Source organism: Aquimarina sediminis (assembly GCF_002895435.1).
GTDB classification, from domain to species: Bacteria; Bacteroidota; Bacteroidia; order Flavobacteriales; family Flavobacteriaceae; genus Aquimarina; species Aquimarina sediminis.
This window is the reverse complement of the sequence record NZ_POYJ01000002.1, coordinates 682804-708661: the sequence shown is the minus strand read 5'-3', so window position 1 is coordinate 708661 and position 25858 is coordinate 682804. Positions and strand designations below refer to the sequence as shown.

Annotated in this window: 26 protein-coding genes and 1 riboswitch; of the genes, 3 read left to right on the top strand and 23 right to left on the bottom strand. The window is 33.7% G+C overall.

The features are described 5' to 3' along the window. Positions 1 to 29: 29 nt before the first annotated feature. From thiH to C1X07_RS07360, 8 genes are all read right to left on the bottom strand, one after another. On the bottom strand, positions 30 to 1142 hold the full coding sequence (gene thiH / locus C1X07_RS07395; protein WP_103069337.1) for a 2-iminoacetate synthase ThiH: 1113 nt from the start codon (positions 1140 to 1142) through the stop codon (positions 30 to 32). Next, positions 1135 to 1908, bottom strand: coding sequence for a thiazole synthase (locus C1X07_RS07390; protein ID WP_103069336.1), 774 nt, complete (start codon positions 1906 to 1908; stop codon positions 1135 to 1137). The genes thiH and C1X07_RS07390 overlap by 8 nt, the downstream gene beginning before the upstream one ends. Then, entirely contained in the window at positions 1898 to 2560 is a 663-nt protein-coding gene (locus C1X07_RS07385) for a thiamine phosphate synthase (RefSeq protein ID WP_103069335.1), read from the bottom strand. Before C1X07_RS07385 ends, C1X07_RS07390 begins: the two co-directional genes overlap by 11 nt. 23 nt (positions 2561 to 2583) lie before the next feature. Continuing rightward, positions 2584 to 3351, bottom strand: coding sequence for a hydroxymethylpyrimidine/phosphomethylpyrimidine kinase (locus C1X07_RS07380; RefSeq protein ID WP_103069334.1), 768 nt, complete (start codon positions 3349 to 3351; stop codon positions 2584 to 2586). 6 nt (positions 3352 to 3357) lie between these two features. Next, positions 3358 to 3954 carry a thiamine phosphate synthase gene (locus C1X07_RS07375; RefSeq protein ID WP_103069333.1) on the bottom strand — a complete coding sequence of 199 codons (597 nt, stop codon included), beginning with the start codon at positions 3952 to 3954 and terminating at the stop codon, positions 3358 to 3360. Between the two features lie 73 nt (positions 3955 to 4027). Continuing rightward, positions 4028 to 5887, bottom strand: a complete 1860-nt coding sequence (thiC, locus tag C1X07_RS07370) for a phosphomethylpyrimidine synthase ThiC (RefSeq protein ID WP_103069332.1) — start codon at positions 5885 to 5887, stop codon at positions 4028 to 4030. Positions 5888 to 5963: 76 nt separating this feature from the next. Next, the gene (gene thiS, locus C1X07_RS07365; RefSeq protein WP_103069331.1) at positions 5964 to 6164 is read right to left on the bottom strand and encodes a sulfur carrier protein ThiS; all 201 of its coding nucleotides are present in this window, start codon (positions 6162 to 6164) and stop codon (positions 5964 to 5966) included. A 77-nt stretch (positions 6165 to 6241) separates the two neighbouring features. Then, positions 6242 to 6340, bottom strand: a riboswitch (TPP riboswitch). A gap of 53 nt (positions 6341 to 6393) precedes the next feature. Next, positions 6394 to 8577, bottom strand: coding sequence for a TonB-dependent receptor (locus tag C1X07_RS07360; RefSeq protein ID WP_103069330.1), 2184 nt, complete (start codon positions 8575 to 8577; stop codon positions 6394 to 6396). A gap of 293 nt (positions 8578 to 8870) precedes the next feature. Here C1X07_RS07360 and C1X07_RS07355 point away from each other — a divergent pair, with 293 nt between their 5' ends. Further along, positions 8871 to 11297 (top strand): hybrid sensor histidine kinase/response regulator, encoded by a 2427-nt coding sequence (locus C1X07_RS07355; protein WP_103069329.1) that lies wholly within the window; start codon positions 8871 to 8873, stop codon positions 11295 to 11297. Here the strand turns inward: C1X07_RS07355 and C1X07_RS07350 are convergent. From C1X07_RS07350 to C1X07_RS07320, 7 genes are all read right to left on the bottom strand, one after another. Next, positions 11294 to 12649: a sigma-54-dependent transcriptional regulator gene (locus tag C1X07_RS07350; protein WP_103069328.1), complete on the bottom strand. Its 1356-nt coding sequence runs from the start codon at positions 12647 to 12649 to the stop codon at positions 11294 to 11296. The two genes, C1X07_RS07355 and C1X07_RS07350, sit on opposite strands and share 4 nt — an antisense overlap. Positions 12650 to 12822: 173 nt before the next feature. Next, positions 12823 to 13158, bottom strand: coding sequence for a hypothetical protein (locus C1X07_RS07345; RefSeq protein ID WP_103069327.1), 336 nt, complete (start codon positions 13156 to 13158; stop codon positions 12823 to 12825). A gap of 193 nt (positions 13159 to 13351) precedes the next feature. Continuing rightward, the gene (gene arfB, locus C1X07_RS07340; protein ID WP_103069326.1) at positions 13352 to 13753 is read right to left on the bottom strand and encodes an alternative ribosome rescue aminoacyl-tRNA hydrolase ArfB; all 402 of its coding nucleotides are present in this window, start codon (positions 13751 to 13753) and stop codon (positions 13352 to 13354) included. Then, positions 13750 to 15315 carry a DUF4301 family protein gene (locus C1X07_RS07335; RefSeq protein ID WP_103069325.1) on the bottom strand — a complete coding sequence of 522 codons (1566 nt, stop codon included), beginning with the start codon at positions 15313 to 15315 and terminating at the stop codon, positions 13750 to 13752. The genes arfB and C1X07_RS07335 overlap by 4 nt, the downstream gene beginning before the upstream one ends. Then, positions 15312 to 15881: an AAA family ATPase gene (locus C1X07_RS07330; protein WP_103069324.1), complete on the bottom strand. Its 570-nt coding sequence runs from the start codon at positions 15879 to 15881 to the stop codon at positions 15312 to 15314. The genes C1X07_RS07335 and C1X07_RS07330 overlap by 4 nt, the downstream gene beginning before the upstream one ends. Then, on the bottom strand, positions 15842 to 16474 hold the full coding sequence (pnuC, locus tag C1X07_RS07325; protein ID WP_103069323.1) for a nicotinamide riboside transporter PnuC: 633 nt from the start codon (positions 16472 to 16474) through the stop codon (positions 15842 to 15844). Before pnuC ends, C1X07_RS07330 begins: the two co-directional genes overlap by 40 nt. A gap of 194 nt (positions 16475 to 16668) precedes the next feature. Next, positions 16669 to 17307, bottom strand: a complete 639-nt coding sequence (locus tag C1X07_RS07320) for a 4'-phosphopantetheinyl transferase family protein (RefSeq protein ID WP_103069322.1) — start codon at positions 17305 to 17307, stop codon at positions 16669 to 16671. A 132-nt stretch (positions 17308 to 17439) separates the two neighbouring features. On the opposite strand from C1X07_RS07320, the gene ahcY reads away from it, so the two are divergent. After that, positions 17440 to 18756 carry an adenosylhomocysteinase gene (gene ahcY / locus C1X07_RS07315; protein WP_103069321.1) on the top strand — a complete coding sequence of 439 codons (1317 nt, stop codon included), beginning with the start codon at positions 17440 to 17442 and terminating at the stop codon, positions 18754 to 18756. A 345-nt stretch (positions 18757 to 19101) separates the two neighbouring features. Here ahcY and rpmA read toward each other — a convergent pair whose 3' ends face one another. The 8 genes from rpmA to mutY all read right to left on the bottom strand — a co-directional run bounded on the left by rpmA (position 19102) and on the right by mutY (position 25192). Beyond that, positions 19102 to 19362, bottom strand: coding sequence for a 50S ribosomal protein L27 (gene rpmA, locus C1X07_RS07310; RefSeq protein ID WP_034239735.1), 261 nt, complete (start codon positions 19360 to 19362; stop codon positions 19102 to 19104). Between the two features lie 53 nt (positions 19363 to 19415). Then, positions 19416 to 19955 (bottom strand): 50S ribosomal protein L21, encoded by a 540-nt coding sequence (gene rplU, locus C1X07_RS07305; RefSeq protein ID WP_103069320.1) that lies wholly within the window; start codon positions 19953 to 19955, stop codon positions 19416 to 19418. A 100-nt stretch (positions 19956 to 20055) separates the two neighbouring features. Continuing rightward, complete coding sequence (locus C1X07_RS07300; RefSeq protein ID WP_103069319.1) at positions 20056 to 20529, bottom strand: DUF4199 domain-containing protein; 474 nt, start codon at positions 20527 to 20529, stop codon at positions 20056 to 20058. A 98-nt stretch (positions 20530 to 20627) separates the two neighbouring features. Further along, positions 20628 to 21503, bottom strand: coding sequence for a DMT family transporter (locus tag C1X07_RS07295; protein ID WP_103069318.1), 876 nt, complete (start codon positions 21501 to 21503; stop codon positions 20628 to 20630). A 93-nt stretch (positions 21504 to 21596) separates the two neighbouring features. Further along, entirely contained in the window at positions 21597 to 22169 is a 573-nt protein-coding gene (gldD, locus tag C1X07_RS07290) for a gliding motility lipoprotein GldD (protein WP_103069317.1), read from the bottom strand. After that, positions 22150 to 23481, bottom strand: a complete 1332-nt coding sequence (locus C1X07_RS07285) for a gliding motility-associated protein GldE (protein WP_103069316.1) — start codon at positions 23479 to 23481, stop codon at positions 22150 to 22152. Before C1X07_RS07285 ends, gldD begins: the two co-directional genes overlap by 20 nt. Before the next feature lie 24 nt (positions 23482 to 23505). Further along, positions 23506 to 23946 carry a single-stranded DNA-binding protein gene (locus C1X07_RS07280; protein ID WP_103069315.1) on the bottom strand — a complete coding sequence of 147 codons (441 nt, stop codon included), beginning with the start codon at positions 23944 to 23946 and terminating at the stop codon, positions 23506 to 23508. Positions 23947 to 24136: 190 nt separating this feature from the next. Beyond that, the gene (mutY, locus tag C1X07_RS07275; protein WP_103069314.1) at positions 24137 to 25192 is read right to left on the bottom strand and encodes an A/G-specific adenine glycosylase; all 1056 of its coding nucleotides are present in this window, start codon (positions 25190 to 25192) and stop codon (positions 24137 to 24139) included. A gap of 130 nt (positions 25193 to 25322) precedes the next feature. On the opposite strand from mutY, the gene C1X07_RS07270 reads away from it, so the two are divergent. After that, entirely contained in the window at positions 25323 to 25613 is a 291-nt protein-coding gene (locus C1X07_RS07270; protein ID WP_024768281.1) for an HU family DNA-binding protein, read from the top strand. Positions 25614 to 25858 lie beyond the last annotated feature (245 nt).

Sequence of the window (25858 nt, the reverse complement as noted above, 5' to 3'; positions counted from 1 at the left end):
GACTTTTAGTTCGTAAAGATATTAATAATTTACTGCCAATTATATGCCCAATCTTTCCACACTACTTCGAGCCCTCTATTTTTAAGCATTTGCACTACATCTTCTGTAGATCTTTCATCAGAAATTTCGAATTGCTCTAAAGATTGTGGAGCCACGGCATAACCTCCTGGGTTTGTCTTGGATTCGGCACTTATAGAAGTAATCCCTAAATTAACAATATTCTCTCTAAAGACTTCGCTCTCTCGGGTAGACATCGATAACTCGACATCTTCATCAAACAACCTAAATGCACATATCAATTGCACCAAGTCTGAGTCTGTCATTTCAACCTTTGGTTCTAATCCACCACTATAGGGTCTTAATCTAGGAAAGGATATGGAGTACTTTGTCTTCCAATAGGTTTTTTGTAGATAACTAAGGTGTAAGGCTGTAAAAAAACTATCCGCTCTCCAATCTTCTAATCCGAATAGTGCTCCTAATCCAATTTTATGAATTCCTGCCCTACCTAATCTATCAGGAGTTTCTAATCGATAATCAAAATTAGATTTTCGCCCTTTGGGGTGATGTTTTTTGTATTCTTCTTTATGGTAAGTTTCCTGATAAACCAATACTGCATATAGACCACTTTCTATCAATACTTCATATTCTTCCTGATTCAATGGCTGTATTTCTATAGTAATATTGGCAAATCTTGACTGTATTAATCGTATAGCATTATTAATATAATCCACTCCTACGGTTCTATTTGCTTCTCCTGTTACCAAAAGGATATGGTCATATCCTTTAGATTTTAGAAAGCCTACTTCTTTAAGAATTTCATCATCGGTAAGTGTTCTCCTTGGGATTTTATTGGTCATACTAAATCCACAATATGTACAAATATTTTGGCATTCGTTACTCAAATACATTGGAGCATACATCTGGATCGTATTTCCAAATCTATTTTTAGTAACATAACTGCTCATTTGAGCCATTTGTTCCAAAAATGGTTTTGCAGCAGGGGAAATCAGTGCTTTAAAATCTTCAAGATCTCTTTTGGATTTTCCTAATGCATGAGTAACATCGGTTTCTGTTTTGGAAAAAATATCAGAAAGTGTCTCGTCCCAGTCGTACTGCTCAAATGTATTTTTGAAGCTACTCATTTAAAAAACTCGTTAATGGACTACTTGCTTCTGCATGTTGTCTTATGGGGGCTAATTTTGCATTATACGCGATCCGACCTGCTTCTACAGCCATTTTAAAAGCTTTTGCCATTAGTATTGGTTGCTGAGATACTGCAATAGCTGTGTTTACTAATACCGCATCTGCTCCAATTTCCATGGCTTGAGCGGCATGTGAAGGGCTCCCAATACCTGCATCTACAATAACAGGAACGTTACTTTGGTCTATTATTATTTCTAGAAACTCTATTGTCTTTAATCCCTTATTACTTCCTATTGGTGCTCCCAAAGGCATCACACATTGCACTCCTACTTCTTCTAATCGTTTACACAACACAGGATCTGCATGAATGTAAGGCATCACTACAAACCCTTGTTTTACCAATTCTTCAGCCGCTTTTAGGGTTTCGATAGGATCAGGAAGTAAATATTTTGGATCAGGATGAATCTCCAACTTTACCCAATTGGTTTCTAATGCTTCACGAGCTAACTGAGCAGCAAAAATTGCTTCTTTAGCATCTCTAACTCCCGAGGTATTAGGCAATAAGTTTATTTGCTGATGATTCAAATGATTTAAAATATCATCTTCTTCATTATTAATATCAACACGCTTTAGAGCCACAGTGATTAATTCACTTTCTGAAGCGAGTAAAGCTTCTTTCATTAATTGAGAAGAACTAAACTTTCCGGTTCCTGTAAATAAACGAGATGAAAACTCTTTATTTGCAATTATTAGTTTATCCATTATATTCTGAGTTTTTAACGCCTCCTTTTATAGTTACTTTTATATTTTGAATTGTTTTTTTCAGGTCCTGTTGATTTGTCAACATACCCGAAACTGCAATTCCATCAACTCCTGTATAAAAAATATCCTTTATATCATTTTCTACTATCCCTCCTATAGCAAGCACAGGTATTTCTATATTTTGAGATTTCATTCCTGTTAGAATATTCTTATATCCTTCTAATCCCAATACTGGACTTAGTTTCTTTTTTGTGGTAGTATATCTAAACGGACCAAGACCTAGATAATCTACTCCATTATCGACCTGTTGTATACAATCTTCTAATGTATTTGCAGTACCTCCGATAATAAAATTATCTCCAAGAATTTTTCTTGCTTCCTGAGGATTCATATCATTTAATCCCAAATGTATCCCATCTGCCAAAACAGCTTTTGCTATACTTACATTATCATTAATAATCATCACCGCTTCATACTGATCACAAATATCTCGACATTTTATAGCTGTATCCAGATAAGTAACCACATCTTCATCCTTAAGTCTTAGCTGCACCCACTTGCAACCGGCTTTGCAAACCTCTTCAATATTATGAAGGTGCTCTTGGGGAGTTTTTCCTTGGGATATATACTGTAAGCAAATTTCTTCTGTTGTCATTATTATCATCAAATTTTTAACTTCTAAACATTGTGATACCCCAGTAAGCTTTTATTCGAACCTAACACTTTTTCGGTATATCTTTTTCCTTTTAAACAAGCTTTAAGTAATGGAAATCCCAATGCCAAATATGTTATAATCGAAGAAGAAAGAATACAACCACTCCCATGTTTTTCGGATAAATTTTGCCCTTTTGGCTTGAGAGCAAAATATTTCCCGCCTTTAGTGAACAATTCATCCTTTCCTACTTCTTCCCTATGCCCTCCTTTTAAAAACAGGTTGGTTTTACTACTGATGTGTTTTACTGTTTCATCAATGGTTTTGTCTACATATAGCCTTTCTATTTCCAGATAATTTGGTGTTATCAAATAGATTTTGTCCAGAATCTGATCAAACAAAACACTAGTATTCGATACTTTTTGTATTGACGGATTATGAAAATCAAAATCTGAACTCGATCTTAATATGGGGTCCAAAACGATTTTAATCTCCTTGTTTTTTTCTATCAAAAAATCTATAATTTCATGAAGCACTTTCCAGTTTTCTATAATTCCAATTTTCACAAAATCAATAGCAAAACGATCAAACAATATTTCTATTTGTTTTGTCATCATCTTTACATCTACCCAATCACATATTTTGAAATCAATATCATTTTGAATAGTATTTGCAGTACAAACGGTCAATCCATATCCCTTTAACGCCTCAATTGTTTTGATATCAGCGGTAAACCCAGCTCCATTTGATGGGTCAAAACCGGCAATTGTGAGAATATATGGGCGCGCTTTCATTTTATATTAGCTGATTGATTTAAGTTGATTATGAATTGTTTTAAAGCTTTTTAAAGAATTCTCGGTATTCCATATTCCACCTAAAACTCCAACTCCTTTAAATCCAAGATCAAATGTAGCTTGTAACGTGTTTTCATTAATTCCCCCCATCCCTACAACAAACTCTTCTAGATCATTAACATCAAATCCTTTTCCTATATATCCTGCTTTAGAAATTGAACCAAAAACGGGACTCAATAAAACATATTCGAAATCAACAGAGCAATTTGTAATATCTTCTTTAGAATGAAAAGAACTACTTACTTTATAGCCTTTTTTTCTGTAGTCATCTACATACTTATTTAGTTTTTCTTTTAAATCCAATCTAGGCTGTTCCTGAATATGAATTCCTCTAAGCTTGTATTCTTCGCACAACTCATGAAATTGATGTATCATAATGCGGTTATAAAACTTTACATCTATTTGAGTAAGCAAAGTTCTATATCCTTCGATATCCATAGTTGGTTTCCGAAAATGTAATCGTTCTAATCCATTTTCAAATAAAGCATTGATATAACCTGCTTCGTTTTCTAATTCTCTTTCAGAAGTTAATACAATTAGCATAAAACCCAAGCTTGAAGCATAAGAGTATAGGTTGTGGTTTCATATTCCTCAACCTATAACACTACACCTAATATTATAGATATATCTCGTTTCCTTTTTCTTTAAACTCTTCTGATTTTTCCTGCATTCCTGTTTCGAATACTTTTTGATCATCAATTTCTTTTTGTGCGGCATATTCTCGTACTTCCTGTGATATCTTCATCGAGCAGAATTTAGGACCACACATACTACAAAAATGGGCAATTTTTGCTCCCTCGGCAGGTAAGGTTTCATCATGATATTCTCTTGCCAGTTCTGGATCCAATGACAAGTTGAATTGATCTTCCCAGCGAAATTCAAAACGTGCTTTACTTAATGCATCATCTCTATGCTGTGCTCCTGGGTGTCCTTTTGCCAAATCGGCTGCATGCGCTGCTAGTTTATATGTAATTACTCCTGTACGTACATCTTCTTTGTTTGGCAATCCCAAATGTTCTTTTGGAGTCACATAGCACAACATTGCTGTACCATACCAACCAATCATTGCTGCTCCGATCCCTGAGGTAATATGATCATATCCCGGTGCTATATCGGTTGTCAAAGGACCTAGTGTATAAAAAGGTGCTTCTCCACAAGCTTCTAGCTGTTTATCCATATTGGCTTTAATCATATGCATTGGCACGTGACCTGGTCCTTCTATAAAAGTTTGCACATCGTGTTTCCAGGCTATTTTTGTTAATTCTCCCAGCGTTTCTAATTCTGCAAACTGAGCTTCATCATTGGCATCTGCAATACAGCCGGGGCGCAACCCATCTCCTAATGAGAAAGCCACATCGTAGGATTTAAGAATCTCACAAATTTCCTCAAAATGCGTATATAGGAAACTTTCTTTATGGTGAGCAAGGCACCACTTTGCCATTATAGATCCTCCCCTAGAAACGATTCCTGTAATACGTTTTGCTGTCATTGGTACATAAGCCAGACGCACTCCTGCATGGATAGTAAAATAATCTACTCCTTGCTCTGCTTGCTCAATCAATGTATCTCTAAAAATCTCCCAAGTCAGATCTTCGGCTTTACCATTTACTTTTTCTAATGCTTGATATATAGGCACGGTCCCTATAGGTACGGGTGAGTTACGAATAATCCACTCACGGGTTTCGTGAATATTTTTTCCTGTAGAAAGGTCCATTATATTATCAGCTCCCCATCGACATGCCCAAACGGCTTTTTCTACTTCTTCTTCGATACTAGAAGTAGTTGCCGAGTTTCCGATATTCGCATTGATTTTTACCAAAAAGTTTCTTCCTATAATCATAGGTTCACTTTCTGGATGATTTATATTCGAAGGGATTACTGCCCGACCACGTGCTACTTCCTCTCTTACAAACTCTGCTGTTATTACTTCGGGAATACTCGCTCCAAAATCTTGCCCTGGATGTTGTTTGGATAGGCGCCTTATCTCTTCTAGTTTTTGGTTCTCACGAATAGCAATATATTCCATTTCGGGAGTAATGATTCCTTGCTTGGCATAATACATCTGAGAAACATTAGCTCCTTTTTTAGCTCTTTTAGGTTTGCGAAGATGGTTAAATCGTAAATGATCCAAGCTAGAATCATTTAGTCTCTCATTACAATACTTTGAAGAAAAGTTATCCAACTCCTCAACATCTCCACGATCCAGAATCCACTGCTCTCTTATTGGTTCAATTCCGTCATGTACATTAATCTCTTTTTCAGGATCTGTATAAGGACCACTGGTATCATAAACGGTTACTGATTGATTTGGTATTTTTTTTCCAGTAAAACTATCGGTTGTATCATCTAATGAAATCTCGCGCATAGCCACTTTAATTTGTGGATGGATCTTTCCTGATACATAGATTTTTTTTGAACTAGGAAAAGGCTTGGTCGAAATTACATTTCCTTGTGGTGCAGTATCTTTTTTCTTCATGTTGTAGTATTTTAGGTATAAGTGGTTAGTATCTGGTAGAGGCTTATTATTGGTGTTTTTTATTCTAACCAGACTATCATCCTCCTTGCGTTGCTTGGATAATAGTTACTTGATCTTCTTGTTGTAAAAATCTTTTACTCCATTCTTCTTTAGAAATAATATCATTATTAATTGCAACAGCTATCCCATTAGCAACAATATCTAACTGTACTAATAAGCTAGAAACGGAACTGTTTTCTGTAATCGATTGAGATTTGTTATTAACGTTTATGGTCATTGTTTTTTAATTAAGTCCATAAACTTTAGGCAATACTCACCTATTTTGAATCTGAAGAGGTAAAATCACATATAAAATATGTAACATTAACTTTTCCCTTCGTCGGTACTAACCGCATCAGGTTCAAAGGGTCTTTCTCAGAATCTGCTATCGCAGAGACACCCCTAAAGTTTAGGCGATAAAAGTAATAAAACTCAAGTTTAAAATTACTTATAAACTTGAGTTTTAATTAAAATTTTAACGTTACTCCAAGCAAAAAGTTGATTCCAGCCTGTGGATAAAAACCTGCACCTTCGATAGTTGTTATTGTTCCGGGGTTAGAAAAATCATCATCATACGTGAAAAAATATCCGTTAGACACATATTCTTCATCAAAAACATTATTTACCAATCCGGTCAACACTATAGATTTAAAAACAGGAATATCATTGATTTCATATACAATATTAAGGTCATTTACAAAGAAACTATCCAACTTAGAGGTTTCACTATCAATATTACCCATATATTGTTCGCCAACAAACTTAGATAAGAACCCTAGTTGAAGGTTTTTTAACGGTCTGTAGATAATCATATTTCCGGCAACAATATTAGGCGAATAAGAAATATTTGTATCTCCCAGGTTTACCAAACTACCATCTCTTGAGCTTACAAAGTTTTTATTCTTATTAGTACTTATTGCTACATTAGGTTTGACTACAAACTTATCCGTAAGTGTAATATCTGCATCAATTTCAAGCCCCAAACGATAGCTTTCTCCACTTGTTGCTCTAATTGGAGCTCCCACATCATCTAATGCTCCTGTTAAGACCAGTTGATCCTTATACCACATATAATATATATTGGTATTAACAACAGTTTTATTTGTATTAAATCTCCAACCTAGTTCGATATCATTAAGTTGCTCTGCTGTATTAATTCCATTTTCAAAATCACTTCTTCTAGGTTCTCTATTTGCTCTAGCATATGATGCATATAACTGATTAGAATTGTTTACTTGAAAAGTGGCTCCTGCTTTTGGATTAAAAAACTCATAGTTCTCATCAATTTCCATAGCTACTCGATCTGATGTTAACCCTGTGGTTTCATACCCTACAAAACGTCCTTGTAAATCCAAAAAAGCACTCCATTTATCATTGATTCTATAGGTAGTTTTACCAAAAATGGTTACTTCTTTTTTCTCTCCGTTTCCGAAGTAATAGTGGTCACGTATCTGTGATCCTCCAGCATTTTGAGCCCATATTACTTCTCCAAAATGGTCACCATCGTACAGGCTATAAAAGCCTCCAAAATCGATATCAATCTTATTGTTTTTATAATTAGCAGAAGCATTGATTACATAAAAATCATTATCTAGCCATCGTCTACGTATTAAATCGGTAGTATTGATAATTTCGCCACCAATTGTGATTGGTGTAAAGTCATAATCTGAAAAATCCTCATCTTCTTTATACTGCTCAAAAAATCCACGTCCATAAGTATAATTTAACCCAAGGTTTGTAGACCAATTATTCGTGTATTTCTGATTCCAATGTAATTGATAATGATCTTGCTTATAATTATCGACCTCATTATCATAGAAGCGAGTTTCTCCATTTTCATCGGTATATTGTCCTGCCGAATTAAACCTTCGATCAGAGGCTAAGGTAGCTTCATCAATACCATTCCAGGATTGGTATGTAATCTCATGTCCTCCAAAGGTAATCGCTTTTATTAGAGTGTTATCATCGACAAATGATCCTTGTAAGAAATAAGATTTTAAGTCAGAAGAGGCACGATCAACATATCCATCAGAAGCGATAGCAGATAATCGCCCTGCTATCTCTATATTTTTATTGAGTAGTCCAGTACTAAATTTTACATTATGTTTTCTGGTGCCATAAGACCCTACGGTATTCGAAATTTCTGCGTTACCCACTTCAGAAACAGCATCTGTTAACAGGTTTAAGCTAGCTCCAAATGCTCCTGATCCATTGGTAGAGGTCCCTACACCTCGCTGTAGTTGAAGATTCTCGACTGAGGATGTAAAATCGGGAAGATTGACCCAGAAAGTACCTTGACTCTCTGTATCATTAAAGGGTATTCCATTTAATGTAACATTTACTCTAGATGCATCACTACCTCTTACTCTTATGTAAGTATACCCCACACCTGTTCCCGCATCGGTGGTTGTCACTACTCCTGGTAAATAATTTAATAAAACAGGAATATCTTGCCCTAGATTACGTGTCGCCAGTTCTTTTTTAGATAAATTAGAGTGAGTGATAGGAGAATCTGCTTCTACACGAACAGATTTGACTAAGACTTCATCAAGTTTTTCTACTTTGGATGGTACAGAATCCATTTGTTTTTCCTGAGCAATCGAATTAATACTCAACAAGAAAAGAGTACTATAAAACAATAGATTTTTCATTCGTGAAAATTCATTACGAATAAAAGGGGTAATTATTCTATTTTTAAAAATACGTTACAAATTACCTTACTATTTACTAAAAAATGTCCGTTAGGCACTTCTTATTATCTAGCAGTCCCTTGGCAGCATTACCTGCCCAGGTTCATTGGGTATGATCTCAGCCATTTCAGGTTATAAACCATAAAAAGCACCCCTTTGAGATTTCTGCGCAAAAATACTATGTTTTATCGATTTATTGTAACTTTATTTGGTATAAAGCAATGCTTTAGGGTTTTTGAAGTTATAAGATAATTATGAAGAATACTAAAAGATCTGTTACCTTTAAAATAATCGCTGGATACTTTCTGGCTGGTTTACTTGCAGTAACCACTTTTTGGGTTATCTCTCAGCAATTAGATAACTATACTCAGATTACAAAAATTAAAAATCAAAACAACGAAAAACTTTTTCTGGTTGGAGAGGCAATTACCGGGTTATATGAAGCTGAAAGTTTAACAAGAAACATTATTCAAACTTCTGATGTTAGAAAATTTATCACCTACAAAACCAAAATAGACACTATATTAAAAACTATCAACCAGGTTTCTACAATTTCTGATGATACCCTTCAGACCCAAAAGATAGATAGTATCAAATATCTTATTGATAGTAAAAACAAAAACCTTGAGGAACTCATTAAAGTCTATGAACAAAGAAAACAAAAAGGATTATATGAAACCGCCATAGATGAACTTGAAAAGGTAAACAAAAGCTTTGGAGGGTATACTAATTATGATATCCGATTTAAAAAATACGACCCTCGTACTAGAAGAAAACTCATTAATATTTTAGAGTTAACAAAAAAAGACAATGCCAAAAGACTTACTAATCAAACTGTTGATTCGCTGGCCACTTCTGTAAAGCAGGTTCTTTCTGAACTCGAACAAAAGGATAAAAAATATAGACGTGCGATAACCGAAAAAGAAAATAACCTTCTTAAAAACGATCAAGTCATCACAAAACAATTGAGAGATTTACTTGCCGCCATAGATCGTAATGAAAGAAAACAATATTTTGCCCGTCTAGAAGCTACAAATCAAGTTTTAAATAATACCTCGGATATCATTCTAATAATTGCTGCTATAAGCTTTTTGATCGCTATCATCTTTCTTTTTCTAATTACTAAAGATGTTTCTAAAAGTCAAAAATATCGTAATGAGCTTGAAACTGAAAAAACGTTTACCGAAACTTTATTAAAAACTAGAGAATCAATAATTAACACAGTTACTCATGATCTTCGCTCTCCTTTAAATACTGTGATTGGGTATTCTGATTTGTTAGAAAGAACAAGTTTAGACAACAAACAAAAACATTATCTTGATCATCTTAAAAAATCTTCAGATTACATCCTTCACCTTGTAAATGATCTTCTTGATTTATCAAAACTCGAGGCAGGAAGAATGGTCATTGAAGAGTTGCCTTTCTCCCCCAAAAAGTTAATTGAAAATACAATTACTGGTGTTATTCCAATAAATGACAAGAAAAATATTGAGATCAAAATTATAACGGATGATCAATTAAACAAGCAATATTTGGGAGATCCTTTTAGGATAAAACAAGTTTTAACGAATTTGGTGAATAACGCATATAAGTTTACTGATGAGGGATCAATAATCATAAATAGTAAGGTTATTGAAAATGGCTTATCAGAAAAACAATTAGTTATCTCTGTAAAAGATACTGGTATTGGAATTACAAAACAGCAGCAGCACTACATTTTTGAAGAATTTTCTCAAGGTGATGATCATACCGAAAAAAGATACGGAGGCTTTGGTTTAGGACTTGCCATTACCAAAAAGATAATCAAACTTTTGAATGGCAAAATTGAATTAAACAGTAAACTTAATAAAGGTAGCGAGTTTATCTTTTACATCCCTCTAAAACTATCTACTATACTAATTCCGGAAGAAGAAACAGATGTTGCTGAAATACACAATTTTATAAACAAAAAAGTCCTAATAGTTGATGATGACCCAAGTCAATTAGCATTAACCAGTGAAGTTGCTTCTTTGGCAGGACTGACATATGATATTTGCAAGAATGGAGTTGAAGCTATCTCATTACTACAAGCTAATAAATATAACCTTGTACTAACAGATATTCAAATGCCAAAAATGAGTGGTTTTGAACTTTTGCAAGCAATAAAAAACAATAATAAGCTATCCACTATACCAGTTATTGCCTTGTCAGGAAGAACGGATACTTCTTTTTTAGAGTACCAAAAAGCTGGATTTGCTGCTAGTTTACGAAAGCCATATGCTCCTAAGCAGTTATTAGATCTTATTGCAGAAGTACTTAGTGTTGACTTAAGTTCTAACGGAGCTTCAGCCTATGATAATCACAAACATGAGCTATACTCTCTTAATGATTTAATGCTTTTTGCGCATGGAGATTCTGATTCTCTTTATGCTATTTTGGATACGTTTTATGAAAGTACTATAGACAATATTCGAGAATTAAAATCAGTAATTAATGAGAACGACATACCTCGAATTAAAAAGATTGCTCATAAAATGCTTCCTATGTTCAAACAAATCAAAGCAAAAGAAATTGTCCCGATTCTCGAAAAACTTGAGCATTCTGAACAATATCATCTTGATAAAAAATCAATACTTGACTTGGCAAAAGATGGTGTAAAAAAAATCGAATCCCTTATAAACAAACTGAAAGTAGAAAACTAAAGGCTTATATCGTATTGTTTTAATTTATTATATAATGTTTTACGATCTATTGAAAGCATTCTGGCCGCTTTCGCTTTATTCCCATTTGCCTTTTCTAATGCATCTAGAATTAACTCTTGCTCATTCTGATTTTTAAACAGTCCATATGTTTGTTTTGCGATATTAGGAGCATAGACAATATCATTTGGCAAAATGTCTAAGGATATCATATCGCTTTGCGCAAGAAGAACAGAACGTTTTACTATATTTTTTAATTCTCTTAAATTACCAGGCCAGTTATATTTTTTGAACGTTTCTAACACCTCATCAGCAAAACCAACAACATGCTTCTCTAATTCGATATTTGACTCTTCGAGAAAGTGATTCGCAAAAAGCATAAGATCTTCAATCCTGTCTCGTAACGGAGGCACTTTAATTGAAAACTCATTCAACCTATGATACAAATCTTCTCTAAATTCCCCTTCTTTAACTGCATGACTTAGATCTTCATTAGTAGCTACAATTACCCTAATATCAACCTCTACCTCTTTATTACTACCTACAGGTTTAATTTTTCGTTCCTGAAGGGCTCTTAGTAGCTGAACTTGCAATTCATAACTAAGATTCCCTATTTCATCCAAAAATAAGGTACCTCCATTTGCCGCCTCAAAATGGCCTACTTTATCATTTACAGCACCCGTAAATGATCCTTTAATATGTCCAAAAAACTCACTAGAAGCAATTTCCTTAGGTATAGCTCCACAATCCACAGCAACAAATGGTTTTTCTGCACGTTTACTTGCCTTATGAATACTACTTGCAACATACTCTTTCCCCGTTCCGCTATCTCCAATAACCAAAACAGACATACGAGTAGGAGCTACTAATGCGACGTATTCATTTAACTTCTTGGATGCATCACTAACACCTCTCACAAAAGAAGTATCTATTTTTACTTCTTCAGGTAAGATTGAATTAGCTCCCCTATTCTTCTCTGGTTTATCTATAGTAGCACTAGTATCTAATGCTTTTTCTATAGTATGTAATATTGTATCAGGATTAAAAGGTTTAGAAACATAATCAAAAGCTCCTTGTTTAATAGCATTAACCGCCATATTAATCTCTGCATACCCTGTCATAATAATCACTTGAGTATTGGAGTTCTGTTGTAAAATTTCATCCAAGAGAGTAATACCATCACTATCTGGCAGCCTCACATCTGCTAGTACAACATCAAAAGTTTCCTTTTTAATTTTTGGAATAGCTTCATTACCCGAAAACGCCGTAGAAACCTCATACTCTTTTTTTTGTAAAAAGGTTTTGAGCATTGTGCAAAAAGCCACGTCATCTTCAACGATAAGTATTTTTGACATATTTTGTGTTTTATTATCTAAAAAAAAGCTATTCTATAAAATTACGATTTAAAACACTTCATACGAATAAAAACATAAAAAAAGAGACCCTTGGGATTGAGTCTCTTTTTTAGCACTAAACAACTTTATATCGTCCTTGGTTGCAAAACGATATCCTTTTTCTACCCCTAGATTTAAGATTTATTGTCGTTTGGCTTTATCCATTTGCCATTAGCGCTTGCAAATACAACTTTTGTATTACTATCTTTATCCTGTAAGATAATTTTATACGTATTATCTTTAGACATATATGCTTTTACAATTCTTAATTGCTCGAAATCCCTTGCAGCAGTTTCTTGAACTGATATAGGTAATTCGACAATATTTATTTCAGTATATTCTTGTTGTTCATATTCATAGTCTCGAAACTCATAATCATCACTAAGAACAGCCAATTCATCTTGAGCAACAACACCCTGAGCCGAAAAGATACTTACTACAATCCCTATAATCATTGGTAACTTTTTCATTGGGTTACTGAATTACTTACACCTATTTAATAGTAATAATTGTTCCAAAGATTAGCTTCAATATCAAAACAATTTAATTTCCTGTAAATCAGATTATTACATAAATTAAACTATTCCATTTAGCTTATAAGAAAGTGGGGATTCCACACAAAAGTGTAGAAATTATACACACTTTTAAAAAGAGGAGATTTATTTATAGTAGAGGCTTTTTACGATTGGCTTTTTTTAATGCATTCTTTTGTTTATTATCCAAACGTTTTTTAACAGCCCTTTTTGACGGCTTAGTAGGTTTTCTTCTTTTCTGAACATGAAGATTAGACTTTAGGATATCCAAAAGCCTTTTGATTGCCAGTTCTTTGTTTCTATATTGACTTCTGCTATCACTGCATCTCAAAATCAAGACTCCCGATTTTGTTAATCGGGAAGACATTTTTTGGCTTAACACTAACTTTTCCTCATTCGTTAATCCTTTTGATGTTTTGACACTAAAAGTTAGTTCTATTTTTGAAGACACCTTATTTACATGTTGACCTCCCGCACCAGAACTTCGCACAGCTTTACATTGTAATTCTTTTATAATTACCGAGGTATTCACGAAAAAAGCGTTACCTGATGTGCAGATTTCAGCAAATCATTCACCGTCTTTACGGGGTTAAAAGTTGTAAGAGGTACTTCGACAAAGACACTAATCCAGTTGGACATTGCACCATTCCACAAACCAGGAAGTTCTAGAGCTTTTAGCACTTTACCATTCATCGTTTTTTCTGTAATAAATCCAGCCTCGGGATCCACAAAATCCAATAAATTAAATTTATTACCATGATAATCTCTCACTCCGCAAACCAAATCCACAGGATTAAAATGAGTGGCATGATTAAGAATTTCTTCTTGCCTTCGATCTGTTTTATCAATTTGCGGAGCTTCAATAATTTGCAGTATTAACCTTCCGCTTTCACTTTTTACCCAAAATGGTCCTCCACCTGGTTCTCCTTCATTAATCACCATACCACAAACACGAATGGGTCTATTTAATGATTCTCTTAAAAATTGGAGTTTATACTTATCCGAAAACTTATCAAAATCCAAAGGCAACCTAACGTTGAGTTGTTGCACTAAAAACTTTTTTATGTCTTTTAATTCTGCTTCCGAAGGTTTTTTTTGATCAATTGCATTCAGTATTCTAAATACCTCATCCTGAATTTCGATTAACTTACCCCCCAGTACTTTTTTATACCCAGAAACTTCATCCTGATACTTACGCACTACCACATTGTCTATATTTTTGATATAAATAATGTCTGCATCCAAATCATTAAGGTTTTCAATCAATGCTCCATGCCCTCCTGGTCTAAACAATAAAGAACCATCTTCTTTTCTAAACGGTTCATTATCTTCTGTTACAGCAATAGTATCTGTTTCTGGTTTTTGAAATGAATATGTGATGCTAAAATTAGTGCTGGTCTTCTCTTCTACTCTTTTCTTGATTCTTTCAAATTCATCCTTAAAACCTTCAAGATGTTCTTTAGAAATCGTAAAATGTAATTTAGAATCACCTTTCTTATTAGTATTATAACCCGCAGCCTCATACAGGTGCTCTTCAAAAGAGGTAGATATGCTATCCGTATATTTATGAAAAGGCAATAACCCCTTGGGGAAAGTCCCATAGTTCAACCCTTTTTCTTTCAACATCATCTCTATGAATATATAGAGTTGCCTCCCTTCTGACAGGGATTCAAACTTGGGATACATCTTTTTAACATTATCCATTACGGATGTATAAAAAGGAAATTTTTCTAACCCTATTAAAAAAAGTCGAATAGCATCTGCTTTCTCGTGATTTGTATATGAATTCAAGCTTTCTTTTTCATACTCATAGTTTTCAAGAAATCGAAACAAATCTTTAAACATTCTGGTAGCTGCACCAGATGCAGGAACAAATTTTATAGTTTCGAGATTATCTAATCTGGAATCATACAATTTAGTAAGTTCAGATTGATAGTGCTCTGAAAATTTAAGAATTCCATTATCCAATGTGGCAGCACTTCTCAATGCCATAAATGGGATTTCATTTTTAAAAGTTTCTATTTGGGAGAGCACCTTATCAATAGTTAATCCTTTTGCTTTGATTAACTTAATGTCTTTATCTGTTATATTCACCTTTTTTGTTCTATTAATTGGCTAATACTTGTCACTGCTTTATCAAAACGAGATTTTTCATCTCCTTTTATGACGATATATGGAAGATTATGTTTTTCTAGACAGTCTTTAAATCTTAAAAACATCTCTTCACGTTGGTGGGGTTTATCCCTTAGATCATCTGGAACCCAAGGGGTGTCAATATAAGTTAAAAGATACAAATCATAAACATTTTCTAGCGAAATTTTATCTAATTTTTTTGGCACCAATCCGTTGTAATATGCTTCAGAATACACTTTCAATTCTAAAAGATTTGTATCACAAAATAAAATTTCATGTGTTTTCGCAGCCAGATCGTTTTCTAATCTCATTTGCCCTTTAGCAATTGGGAGTAAATCTTCAAAAGCACACACCTCTTTTGTATCGTCCCATTTTTTTTGCAAGTACTCTCTCATATATTCTGGCACCCACAACGTGTTGTAATAATCAGCTAATTGTTTCGATAGTGTAGTTTTACCTGTACATTCAGGACCAAAAAGTACTACCTTTATACAGTTACTAGCTCCTTGTCTAAGCTTTTCTTCCATGTGAGGTATCCAAAAATTGCGATTATAGTAAATAAAAGATATTGAAAACTGGTAAAGGTAAACCCTTTGTAAAAATACAATGGTACTGAAATAATATCTCCCATAATCCAAAATACCCAATTCTCGATTTTTCTTTTTGCCATTAACCACATTCCAACAAAAAATATCCCTGTTGTTAATGTGTCTATATAAGCAGTCCAATCATTCCACTTATCAAAAACAACATAGACTCCATAGACAAAAAGCAACGTCATTACAAAAATTATACTGGCAATGTTCTTTTCTTCATTTGTTGTTCTACTTATAGGAGTAACATGAGTATCATCAATTTTTCGAGTCCAAATATACCACCCATAAATACTCATTATAAAATAATATGCATTGATCATCATATCTCCCAACAATGTCCATTGTAGTAATAAATAAACATAAATTGCAGTACTTACAATACCTGTTGGATATACCCAAATTCTATTAAACCAAGCAAAAACCACACTTAACAGCCCAAAGAATGCAGCTATTATTTCTAAAGTTATAAACAGATTAGAGTATTCTGAATACTGACCAAAGAAAAAATCAAAAAAGGAATTCATAATCACTTCTATTACTATTTTTCATTTTTACATATCAAAACAAGATTCATATTACCATATGCTTTCATTCTAAGCTTTAAAATAAAAAATTCAACACGATACTAAAAACACAAGCACTTCTTACAATTCATAAAATATGCAATCCGTTATTCATAAGAATTAATTCCCATTTCGACATAAGACTTGTATATCTATTATTCTGTAGCTGGTAAAGCATATACACATGTAAACCCTTCAAACTCTATAAATGACAAATCATAATGACTAATAGTATCATTATGTCCAATTGCACCAAAAACAAAAGGATATTCTAATTCGAAAGGTGAAATAAAAATATGCTCTTCAAAACTTAGACCAGCAGTTGCATATAATTTATACAAAGACTCTTTAGCTCCCCAGATAATTGTCAAAAACCGTGTCTTTTCGCTATCATTTTGCTCCACATATCCGGCTTCGAAATTATTCACAAATTTATGAGCTATTCGCTGAATCTTTTCTCGTTGTTTTTCAATATCAATCCCTACGAGCTTATCGCTAATTATAATTCCGGCATACTCATAAGAATGTGATATCGATATTTGTTTCCCATCATTTAGATGGGGCTTTCCGAACTCATCATAATATAGATCATGGTCTGTATATCCATATACAGCTAGCAGATGTCGTACACTCATAAAACCTCTACGGTGCATATCTGACTTCATGTTATCTACTCTATTTTGACAATGTTGTGTTAATTCTATTCCTTGACATAGGGATTCATAAGATTCTTCAATCTTCCAAATCAACACATTAGTACTTTCATCTACTGTTATAGTTTTGTAAAGAGGCATTTATATTCTTAAAGTTATTATGTACCTTTGCAAACTGGAAAATGGGGTAAAATCCAATTTTTCAAAAAACGAATTTAGAACAATTTAGTGCGAAATACCAGAACGCACCCCATAAACATAAAATTAACTACTATGAGTACCAAAACAGTACCTTATGTTCCTTACAAAGTAAAAGATATTTCATTAGCTGCCTGGGGAAGAAAAGAAATAGAATTAGCTGAAGCAGAGATGCCAGGACTTATGTCTCTTCGTGAAGAATATAAAGACGAACAACCTCTAAAAGGTGCCCGTATTGCAGGTTGTCTTCATATGACTATACAGACTGCCGTTTTAATTGAAACACTTCAAGCTCTTGGTGCTGAAGTAACTTGGAGTTCTTGTAATATATTTTCTACTCAGGATCAAGCTGCTGCTGCCATTGCTGATGCAGGAATCCCTGTTTATGCTTGGAAAGGAATGAATGAAGAAGAGTTTGACTGGTGTATAGAACAAACATTATTCTTTGGAGAAGACAGAAAGCCTTTGAACATGATTTTAGATGATGGTGGGGATCTTACAAACATGGTGTTAGACAAATACCCTGAGTTAGTTGATGGTATTAATGGTTTATCTGAAGAAACTACCACCGGGGTTCACCGTTTGTACGAAAGAATGAAAAACGGAACATTGCCAATGCCGGCAATTAATGTAAACGATTCTGTAACAAAATCTAAATTTGACAATAAATATGGATGTCGTGAGAGTGCTGTAGATGCGATTCGTCGTGCTACCGATACTATGCTCGCTGGTAAACGTGTTGTTGTTTGCGGATACGGGGATGTAGGAAAAGGTACTGCAGCTTCTTTTAAAGGAGCCGGATCTATCGTTACTGTTACCGAAATAGATCCTATCTGCGCACTACAAGCAGCTATGGATGGTTTTGAAGTAAAAAAACTAAATACAGTAATCGGTAATGCTGATGTTATTATAACAACTACAGGTAATAAGGATATTGTACAAGGGGAGCATTTCAAAGCTTTAAAAGACAAAGCAATTGTTTGTAACATTGGACATTTTGACAATGAAATTGATATGGCTTGGTTAAATGACAACTATGGAGACACCAGAGATGAAATCAAACCGCAAGTCGACAAATACACAATCGACGGAAAAGATATTATCATCCTTGCCGAAGGGCGTTTGGTAAACCTTGGTTGTGCTACTGGACACCCAAGTTTTGTAATGAGTAACTCATTTACCAATCAAACTTTAGCACAAATAGAACTTTGGAACAACAAAGAAAACTACAAGAATGAAGTATATATGTTACCTAAACATCTTGATGAAAAGGTAGCTAAATTGCACTTAGCCCGTCTTGGAGTAGAATTAGAAACACTAAGACCCGAGCAAGCAGAATATATCGGTGTTACTGTTGAAGGTCCATTTAAACCAGAATATTACAGATACTAAATTTAGAGCTATAGAAATATAGCATTTCGAATAGTACCACAAACAAAAGTCCTTATCATTTAAACGATAAGGACTTTTTATTTTGAAACCATTGTATTGAACAAATACAAATAACTATAACCATTTTTCCTATAGATAAACCCCTTGGAAAAAGATTGTTTTGATTTCATCACCTGACAATCCCTTCTCTTAGCAGGTCATTTCCATATAGTATTCATATTCTAAAATCAAGCCTTCTACAGAGTTACTTATCAGGCACCCTGAAGCATATAGTTCATTTTCACAAAAAAAACCCTTTTCATTGCTGAAAAGGGTCATTTATTTATATTACAAAGGAAAGATCCTTTATGCTTCAAATGGAATTATAGAAACATAGGATTTATTGTCTTTCTTTTTAGTAAACTTTACCAAACCATCTACTTTTGCATGTAGTGTATGATCTTTACCTGCATACACATTCTCTCCTGGCTTGTGGGCTGTACCTCTTTGTCTTACAATGATGTTACCAGCCACGGCAGCTTGTCCACCAAATATCTTTACACCTAAGCGTTTCGATTCTGATTCTCTACCGTTTTTCGAACTACCAACTCCTTTTTTATGAGCCATTTTCTTTCGGTTTTATATTGTTAATACTAACAGGGATATTCCTGCTATCCTAATTATTTTCCTTGTAAAGCTTCGATTAATTCTGCTTTCTTCATAGAAGAAATTCCAGAAATCCCTTTAGCTTTAGCTAAATCCTTCAATTCAGCCACTGTTTTTGTGCCTAAATCCTCAGTTCCTGCTTGCTCTTTTTTTGGAACTGCTTTAGTTTCGGCTTTTGGTGCAGAATCTTTTTTCGGTTCAGCTTTTTTAGTTTCTTTCTTAGGAGCTGCTTTCTTAGCTCCAGAAGTTACAATGCTTTCAATAACGATTTCTGTAAGAGATTGACGATGACCGTTTTTAACACGGTATCCTTTACGTCTCTTTTTCTTGAAAACAATAACTTTATCACCTTTCAGGTGTCTTGTGATTTTTGCCCCTACTTGAGCTCCATCTATAGCTGGGGCGCCTAAAGTAATGTTTTCACCATCTGCTGCAAGAAGAACTTTATCAAAAGAAACTGTGTCTCCTTCTTCTCCTGCTAAACGGTGTACAAATACTTTTTGGTCTTTTGCAACCTTAAATTGCTGCCCTGCTATCTCTACAATTGCGTACATAGCGTAACGTTTAATTAATTATTTTTTTAAATAAAAAGAACTTACCTATTTTTCATAGGCGGGTGCAAATATACTGCTAATTAATTAAATGACAAATATTTTACACCTCTATAGGGCGGGATTTTTGGTTTTTTTTAGGATTCCAGCTTTCTTTAAATAATTGCATAAAAGACAAGGTCAGTACAAAAGTAGTAGCAAAGCCCATAATTGCAGCAACAAATACGACAATACCTACCCCTACATGGTAATGTGAACTCCAATTAGCCAGCATCTCTGGCAAGAAATCAGTATTGATATTTGTAACATAGATTGCAAAAAATATCGTAAAAAGGATAGTGGCATTAAATCCGGTAAAAAGACCTGCAGTAAAGCCTTTCTGGTAATCAAAGTTCTTTCCTTTTTCTATTTTATAATTTTTCAAAGCCATATATAGTCCAAAAGCCACAATGACACCATTACCAATACTAAAGACAGGCTTAGTTTGCATCCCTATTAAAGAGAGAATTAAAAAATAAGCAATAAGCCCAATAGCAATCAGGACACCATATCTAACGGGAACAGTTGACTTTTTCATCTCTTTTTTCTTTAAGATTCTTTCTTAAAAGTATGAAAATTAAGAGTTTCTTAGCCTTAAATCCCTGTTAATTTATTGTTTTACAGAACACTACACACCTACTTGCGTCTATTTGACAAGTATACTCCAAAAATAATAACTCCAGAAGCAAGTACTTGATAAAAAGTAAATTTCTCATTATCCAATACTCCCCACAATAGTGCTACAATAGGAATAGTATAAGTTACTGAACTTGCAAACACAGGAGTACTAATTTGCACCAGCTTATTGAACAACACCTTGGCAATCCCTGTCCCTATTACAGCAAGTATAGAAATGTACATTAAACTGGTATGCACCTTTGGTTCAGAAATAATCTCGGCTTTAAAAAAGCCTGAAAAATACAATACTATTATTGCAGGAATAACCAACACAATAAAATTTCCATTAGCGATTGCCAATGGGGGTATATGCTGCATATACCTTTTAATAATATTTACGTTTATTGCATAACACAAGGAAGCACAAAGAACTAAAAGTGCATACCAATAATTTTGATTAGGGTTTACAGAAGCCCCCTCTAATATCAAAGCAAGACAACCCATTAAACCAACAATCACCCCTACAAATTGATTTTTATTAAACCTCACAGAAAAAATCACTACTCCTAATATCAAAGTAATCAAAGGTGTTGTTGAATTAAGTATAGATGCAATACCGCTATCGATTTCTGTTTCTGCAAAGGCAAATAGAAATGCAGGAATAAAAGTTCCCATAAAGCCAGATATTGTTATCCATTTCCAATCGGAAACCGCAATAGTCTTCATGCTTCTAAAACCGATTAAAAACAAAAATGCTGCAGCAAAAAGTGTCCTTATCGCTCCTAATTGCATTGGAGTAAGTCCTATTAAAGACTTTTTAATAAGAATAAATGAACTACCCCATACAAGAGATAGCACCGCCAGATATATCCATTTTTGCTTAGTACTTTGCATTATATTAAAAATAAATTGCAAAAGTGATAAAATTATAATTGAGCCAGAGTAACTTTGGAATAAAATTAACTAAGCAGGTCTATTTAAGCACTCCTATTCTTTCCAACGAAGGGTCTCCATAAGATGCCTCATATCATTACGCAAATAATTAGCAGCAGGAAGAATCGAATCATAATTGGGTTTTACTTTAAAATATATTGACCCAACCACAAAATGACTCACACTATCAGTAGCATAAAACTGGGATTGAGATGCCGCATCTCCAGATACTTCGTAAAAAACTCCGTAAACCCTATTTTCCTCATTTGCATAAGGCGTTTGAATAATTTCATCTGCCTTAATTACGTGTTCTTGAGTAAGATTCTGAGCATCTCTAAGTAAAGAATCCAGATTGTTATTTATTTCGAAATAAGAAATATACATTGTTGCATTTAACCTCTTATAATCCAGGTTATACCAGCATTTTCTGTTTATTCGAGCTTCTTGAAGTTTTGAAAATTCGTTTTTATCAAAAAGATAAGGGCATGACAATGACACTTCTTTGTACTTGGGAGCGGGATAGCTTAATCGTAGCATTCCTTCAGGTTTAGGCAACACTTCTCCTCCGCATGAAAAGGCAACCAACATACTCGCTATCAAAAAAAATCTAATTACCCTCTTTCTCATTAATCGTTAATTTCACTTGTTTTATTCGTTTGTTATCTAATGATTCTATCTTAAATGAATATTGATTTAGAGTTATAATCTCGCCTCGTTTTGGAAAACTCCCCGACATCTCAAGCAGCAATCCGGCAATAGTTTCTGCATCACCTTTCTTTTCTTCAAAAATACTACTGTCTTCCATCTTTAAGACTTTATAAAAATCCTTTAAAGGAGTTCTACCTTCAAAAACATAGTTTTGGTCATCTAATTTGGAAAATATCAAATCTTCATCATCAAACTCATCACTAATATCCCCAACAATTTCTTCTATAATATCTTCTAATGAAATCAAACCGCTTGTTCCTCCATATTCATCTACTACAATTGCCAGATGGTTTTTTTTGTCTTTAAAACTATTAAGCAGGTCATCTAATTTCTTATTCTCTGGTACAAAATACGGCTCTCTCAATATAGCTGTCCAATCAAAAGATATCTCATTAATATGAGGCAAAAGGTCTTTTACATATAGAATCCCTATAACCTTATCAATACTATCTTCATAAACAGGAATACGGGAATACCCATTTTCAATAATCTCAGGGAGTATCACTTTATAAGAAGCCACACTACTTAATGCAAAAATCTCCATCCGAGGGCGCATTACTTGTTTAGTATCTGTATTTCCAAAGGAAACAATACCTTCTAATATTTTCTTCTCTTCATCGGTTGTATCATTATCCGAGGTTAACTCTAATGCTTGAGATAGTTGATCCACACTTAAATTAGATTTTTGTTTTCCTAATCTATTATGTATTCTAACCGTAATGCTTCTCATTGGCAAACTAAAAGGAGAAATAATCCAATCCAGTACTCTAAGTGGGCGAGCCATAAACTTGGCAAACTTTACTCTATTTCTGCTTGCATACAGTTTTGGCAAAATCTCACCAAATAGTAAAATCAAAAAGGCAGCAACACCAACTTCTACAACAAACCTTACATTTATTACCCCTAACCAAACATAATCAAGATCTTTAAAATACACTTTCCCTAATGAATCAAAAAGCAACACTATTGCTATATTGATAAAATTATTTGCCACTAATATTGTAGCCAATAATTTCTTAGGATTATCTAATAATCTTGATACAATTTTAAGGTTTTTAGAGCTGTTTTCTTCATCCTTAAGATCTGTAGGTGTTAACGAAAACAAAGCCACTTCACTACCGGATATCAATGCAGAAAAAACTAGCAACACTAGAAGTGCAATCAAATTAATGGTTTGTGCAATATCAAAAACAAGTAATAAAATAAATAAAGGTTCAGGATCAGGGTCCAAATTATCTTTCTTTAGTTAAACATATCAGAAGGGAAGGTCATCATCTTCTACCTCTGGTGAGTTAGTTGAAATATCCTGCGGATTCTTTACAGGGGTATTCTGAGGTCTTTGCTCAGAGACAGTCTCGTTTTTTGGAGTAAGAAAAGTAAAATCTGTACATTGTATTTCTGTACTATATCTGTCTTTTCCTTGCTCATCTTGCCATTTTCTAGTCTTAAGACGACCTTCGATATAAATTTTATCTCCTTTATTAAGGTATTTTTCGCAAATTTCTGCAGCTTTATTTCTCACGACAATATTATGCCACTCTGTTGTATTTACTCTCTCTCCCGTACTCTTATTAACATAAGAATCATTGGTAGCAAGAGGAAATCTACCAACACAATTACCTCCTTCAAAATAATGCATCTTTACCTCATCACCAGTATGACCAATTAACATTACCTTATTTAGTGTTCCAGACATTCTTATTCTATAATTTCTTGTTAGGTTATAAATTACAAAGTAATAACAATCCTTAATAAATAACGCTATAAGGATACTTCTTATTTCTTAGAGATCCATAAATAACTTTGTTGAATAGTAAATGTAATAAAAAAATGATAAAAAAATGATCTAAACATCTTCTTAACTTATGTTTTAAGACACCAAACACTTAGTTAAAAAAACCATCTACAAAATTACCTAACAAAATAGGAACAGGATATGAATGCACCTCCTTAAAACTCACTTCTCTTTGAGATTCATCCACTTTTATTGTGCTATCCATTTTAACGATATAAAATCTTGTATACAAATGCTGATGAGATAATTTATGAATAACCGGTTCATCCTTATATGGTATAATTTCATACTTATTGTTTAAAACCATCTTATTAAAAATAGTATGAGATATTATTTTATCAACATCAACATCATGAGCACTCTCTATTAAAGGAAACTCATATAACCCCTGCCATATCCCCTTACCAACTCTTTGCTGGATTATTGTTTGTTCATTCCCAAAAGTGAATACCAAATAATTAAAGTATCTTTTTTTAATTTTTAACTTTTTAAGTTTAACTGGTAGCACATCGACAGTTCCATTTTTTAGGGCTTCACAACCATGTTGTATAGGACAAACAATACAATATGGATTTTTGGGCTTACATTGCAGCGCTCCAAATTCCATAATCGCCTGATTATAGTGATCGGGTTCCTCTGTATCCATTAATGTTATTGCCAATTCTTTAAACTCTTTTACTCCATTTGTACTATTAATAGGTGTTTCGATTCCATAATATCTGGATAACACCCTATACACGTTTCCATCTACCACAGGAACTGCTTCTCTATAACATATAGATGCAATAGCACTGGCGGTATAGTCTCCAACTCCCTTTAACTTTAAAAGTCCTTTATAATCTGAAGGAAAAACTCCATTCAAATGATTTGCTACATATCTTGCTGTTGCGTGCAAGTTTCTTGCTCTAGAATAATACCCCAATCCTTGCCAGAGTTTAAGCACTTTTTCTTCACTTGCTTTGGACAGATCGAACACAGTAGGAAAGGCCTCTACAAATGACATATAATAAGGTAACCCTTGCGCCACTCTTGTCTGTTGAAGTATAATTTCACTAAGCCAAATGTGATACGGATTTTTGGTTTCTCGCCACGGCATTGCTCTTTTGTTTTGTAAGTACCACGTAATGAGTTTTTTAGAAAAAATCATAATAAAATTATAAGTTTTGCAAAATTAAACGTTTAAAGATGAAAATATCATCTTAAGTATTGATATTTTGGATTTTAAATTCTTATATTTGCCCCCTTGAAAATTTAAAAACCCCTAAATAGGTATTATAATGACTAAAGCAGATATTGTAGCAAAAATTTCAGAAAAACTGGGAATAGAAAAAGGAGATGTTCAAGCAACGGTTGAAACATTTATGGAAGAGGTTAAAAGCTCACTAGAAAGTGGAGATAATGTATACCTTAGAGGATTTGGTAGTTTTATTATCAAAACCAGAGCAGAAAAAACAGGCCGTAATATTTCTAAGAACACAACTATCAAAATTCCTGCACACAATATACCTGCGTTTAAACCTGCAAAAGTATTTGTTGAAGGTGTAAAGACTAACGTAGAAGTAAAATAAATAATAATAAATAAAAATATACACTATGCCAAGTGGTAAAAAACGCAAAAGACACAAGGTAGCTACGCACAAGCGAAAAAAGAGAAGAAGAGCCAACCGCCATAAGAAAAAGTAGTTTCTAACTACTTTTTTTATTTAAAAAGTTAAGTTCTTTGAAATCGAAGTAAAACATCATATTCACTACCAATATGCAAGTTTTATTTCAACGGAATTATTAAAATTCCTGTGAAAAATTGTTTAATCCA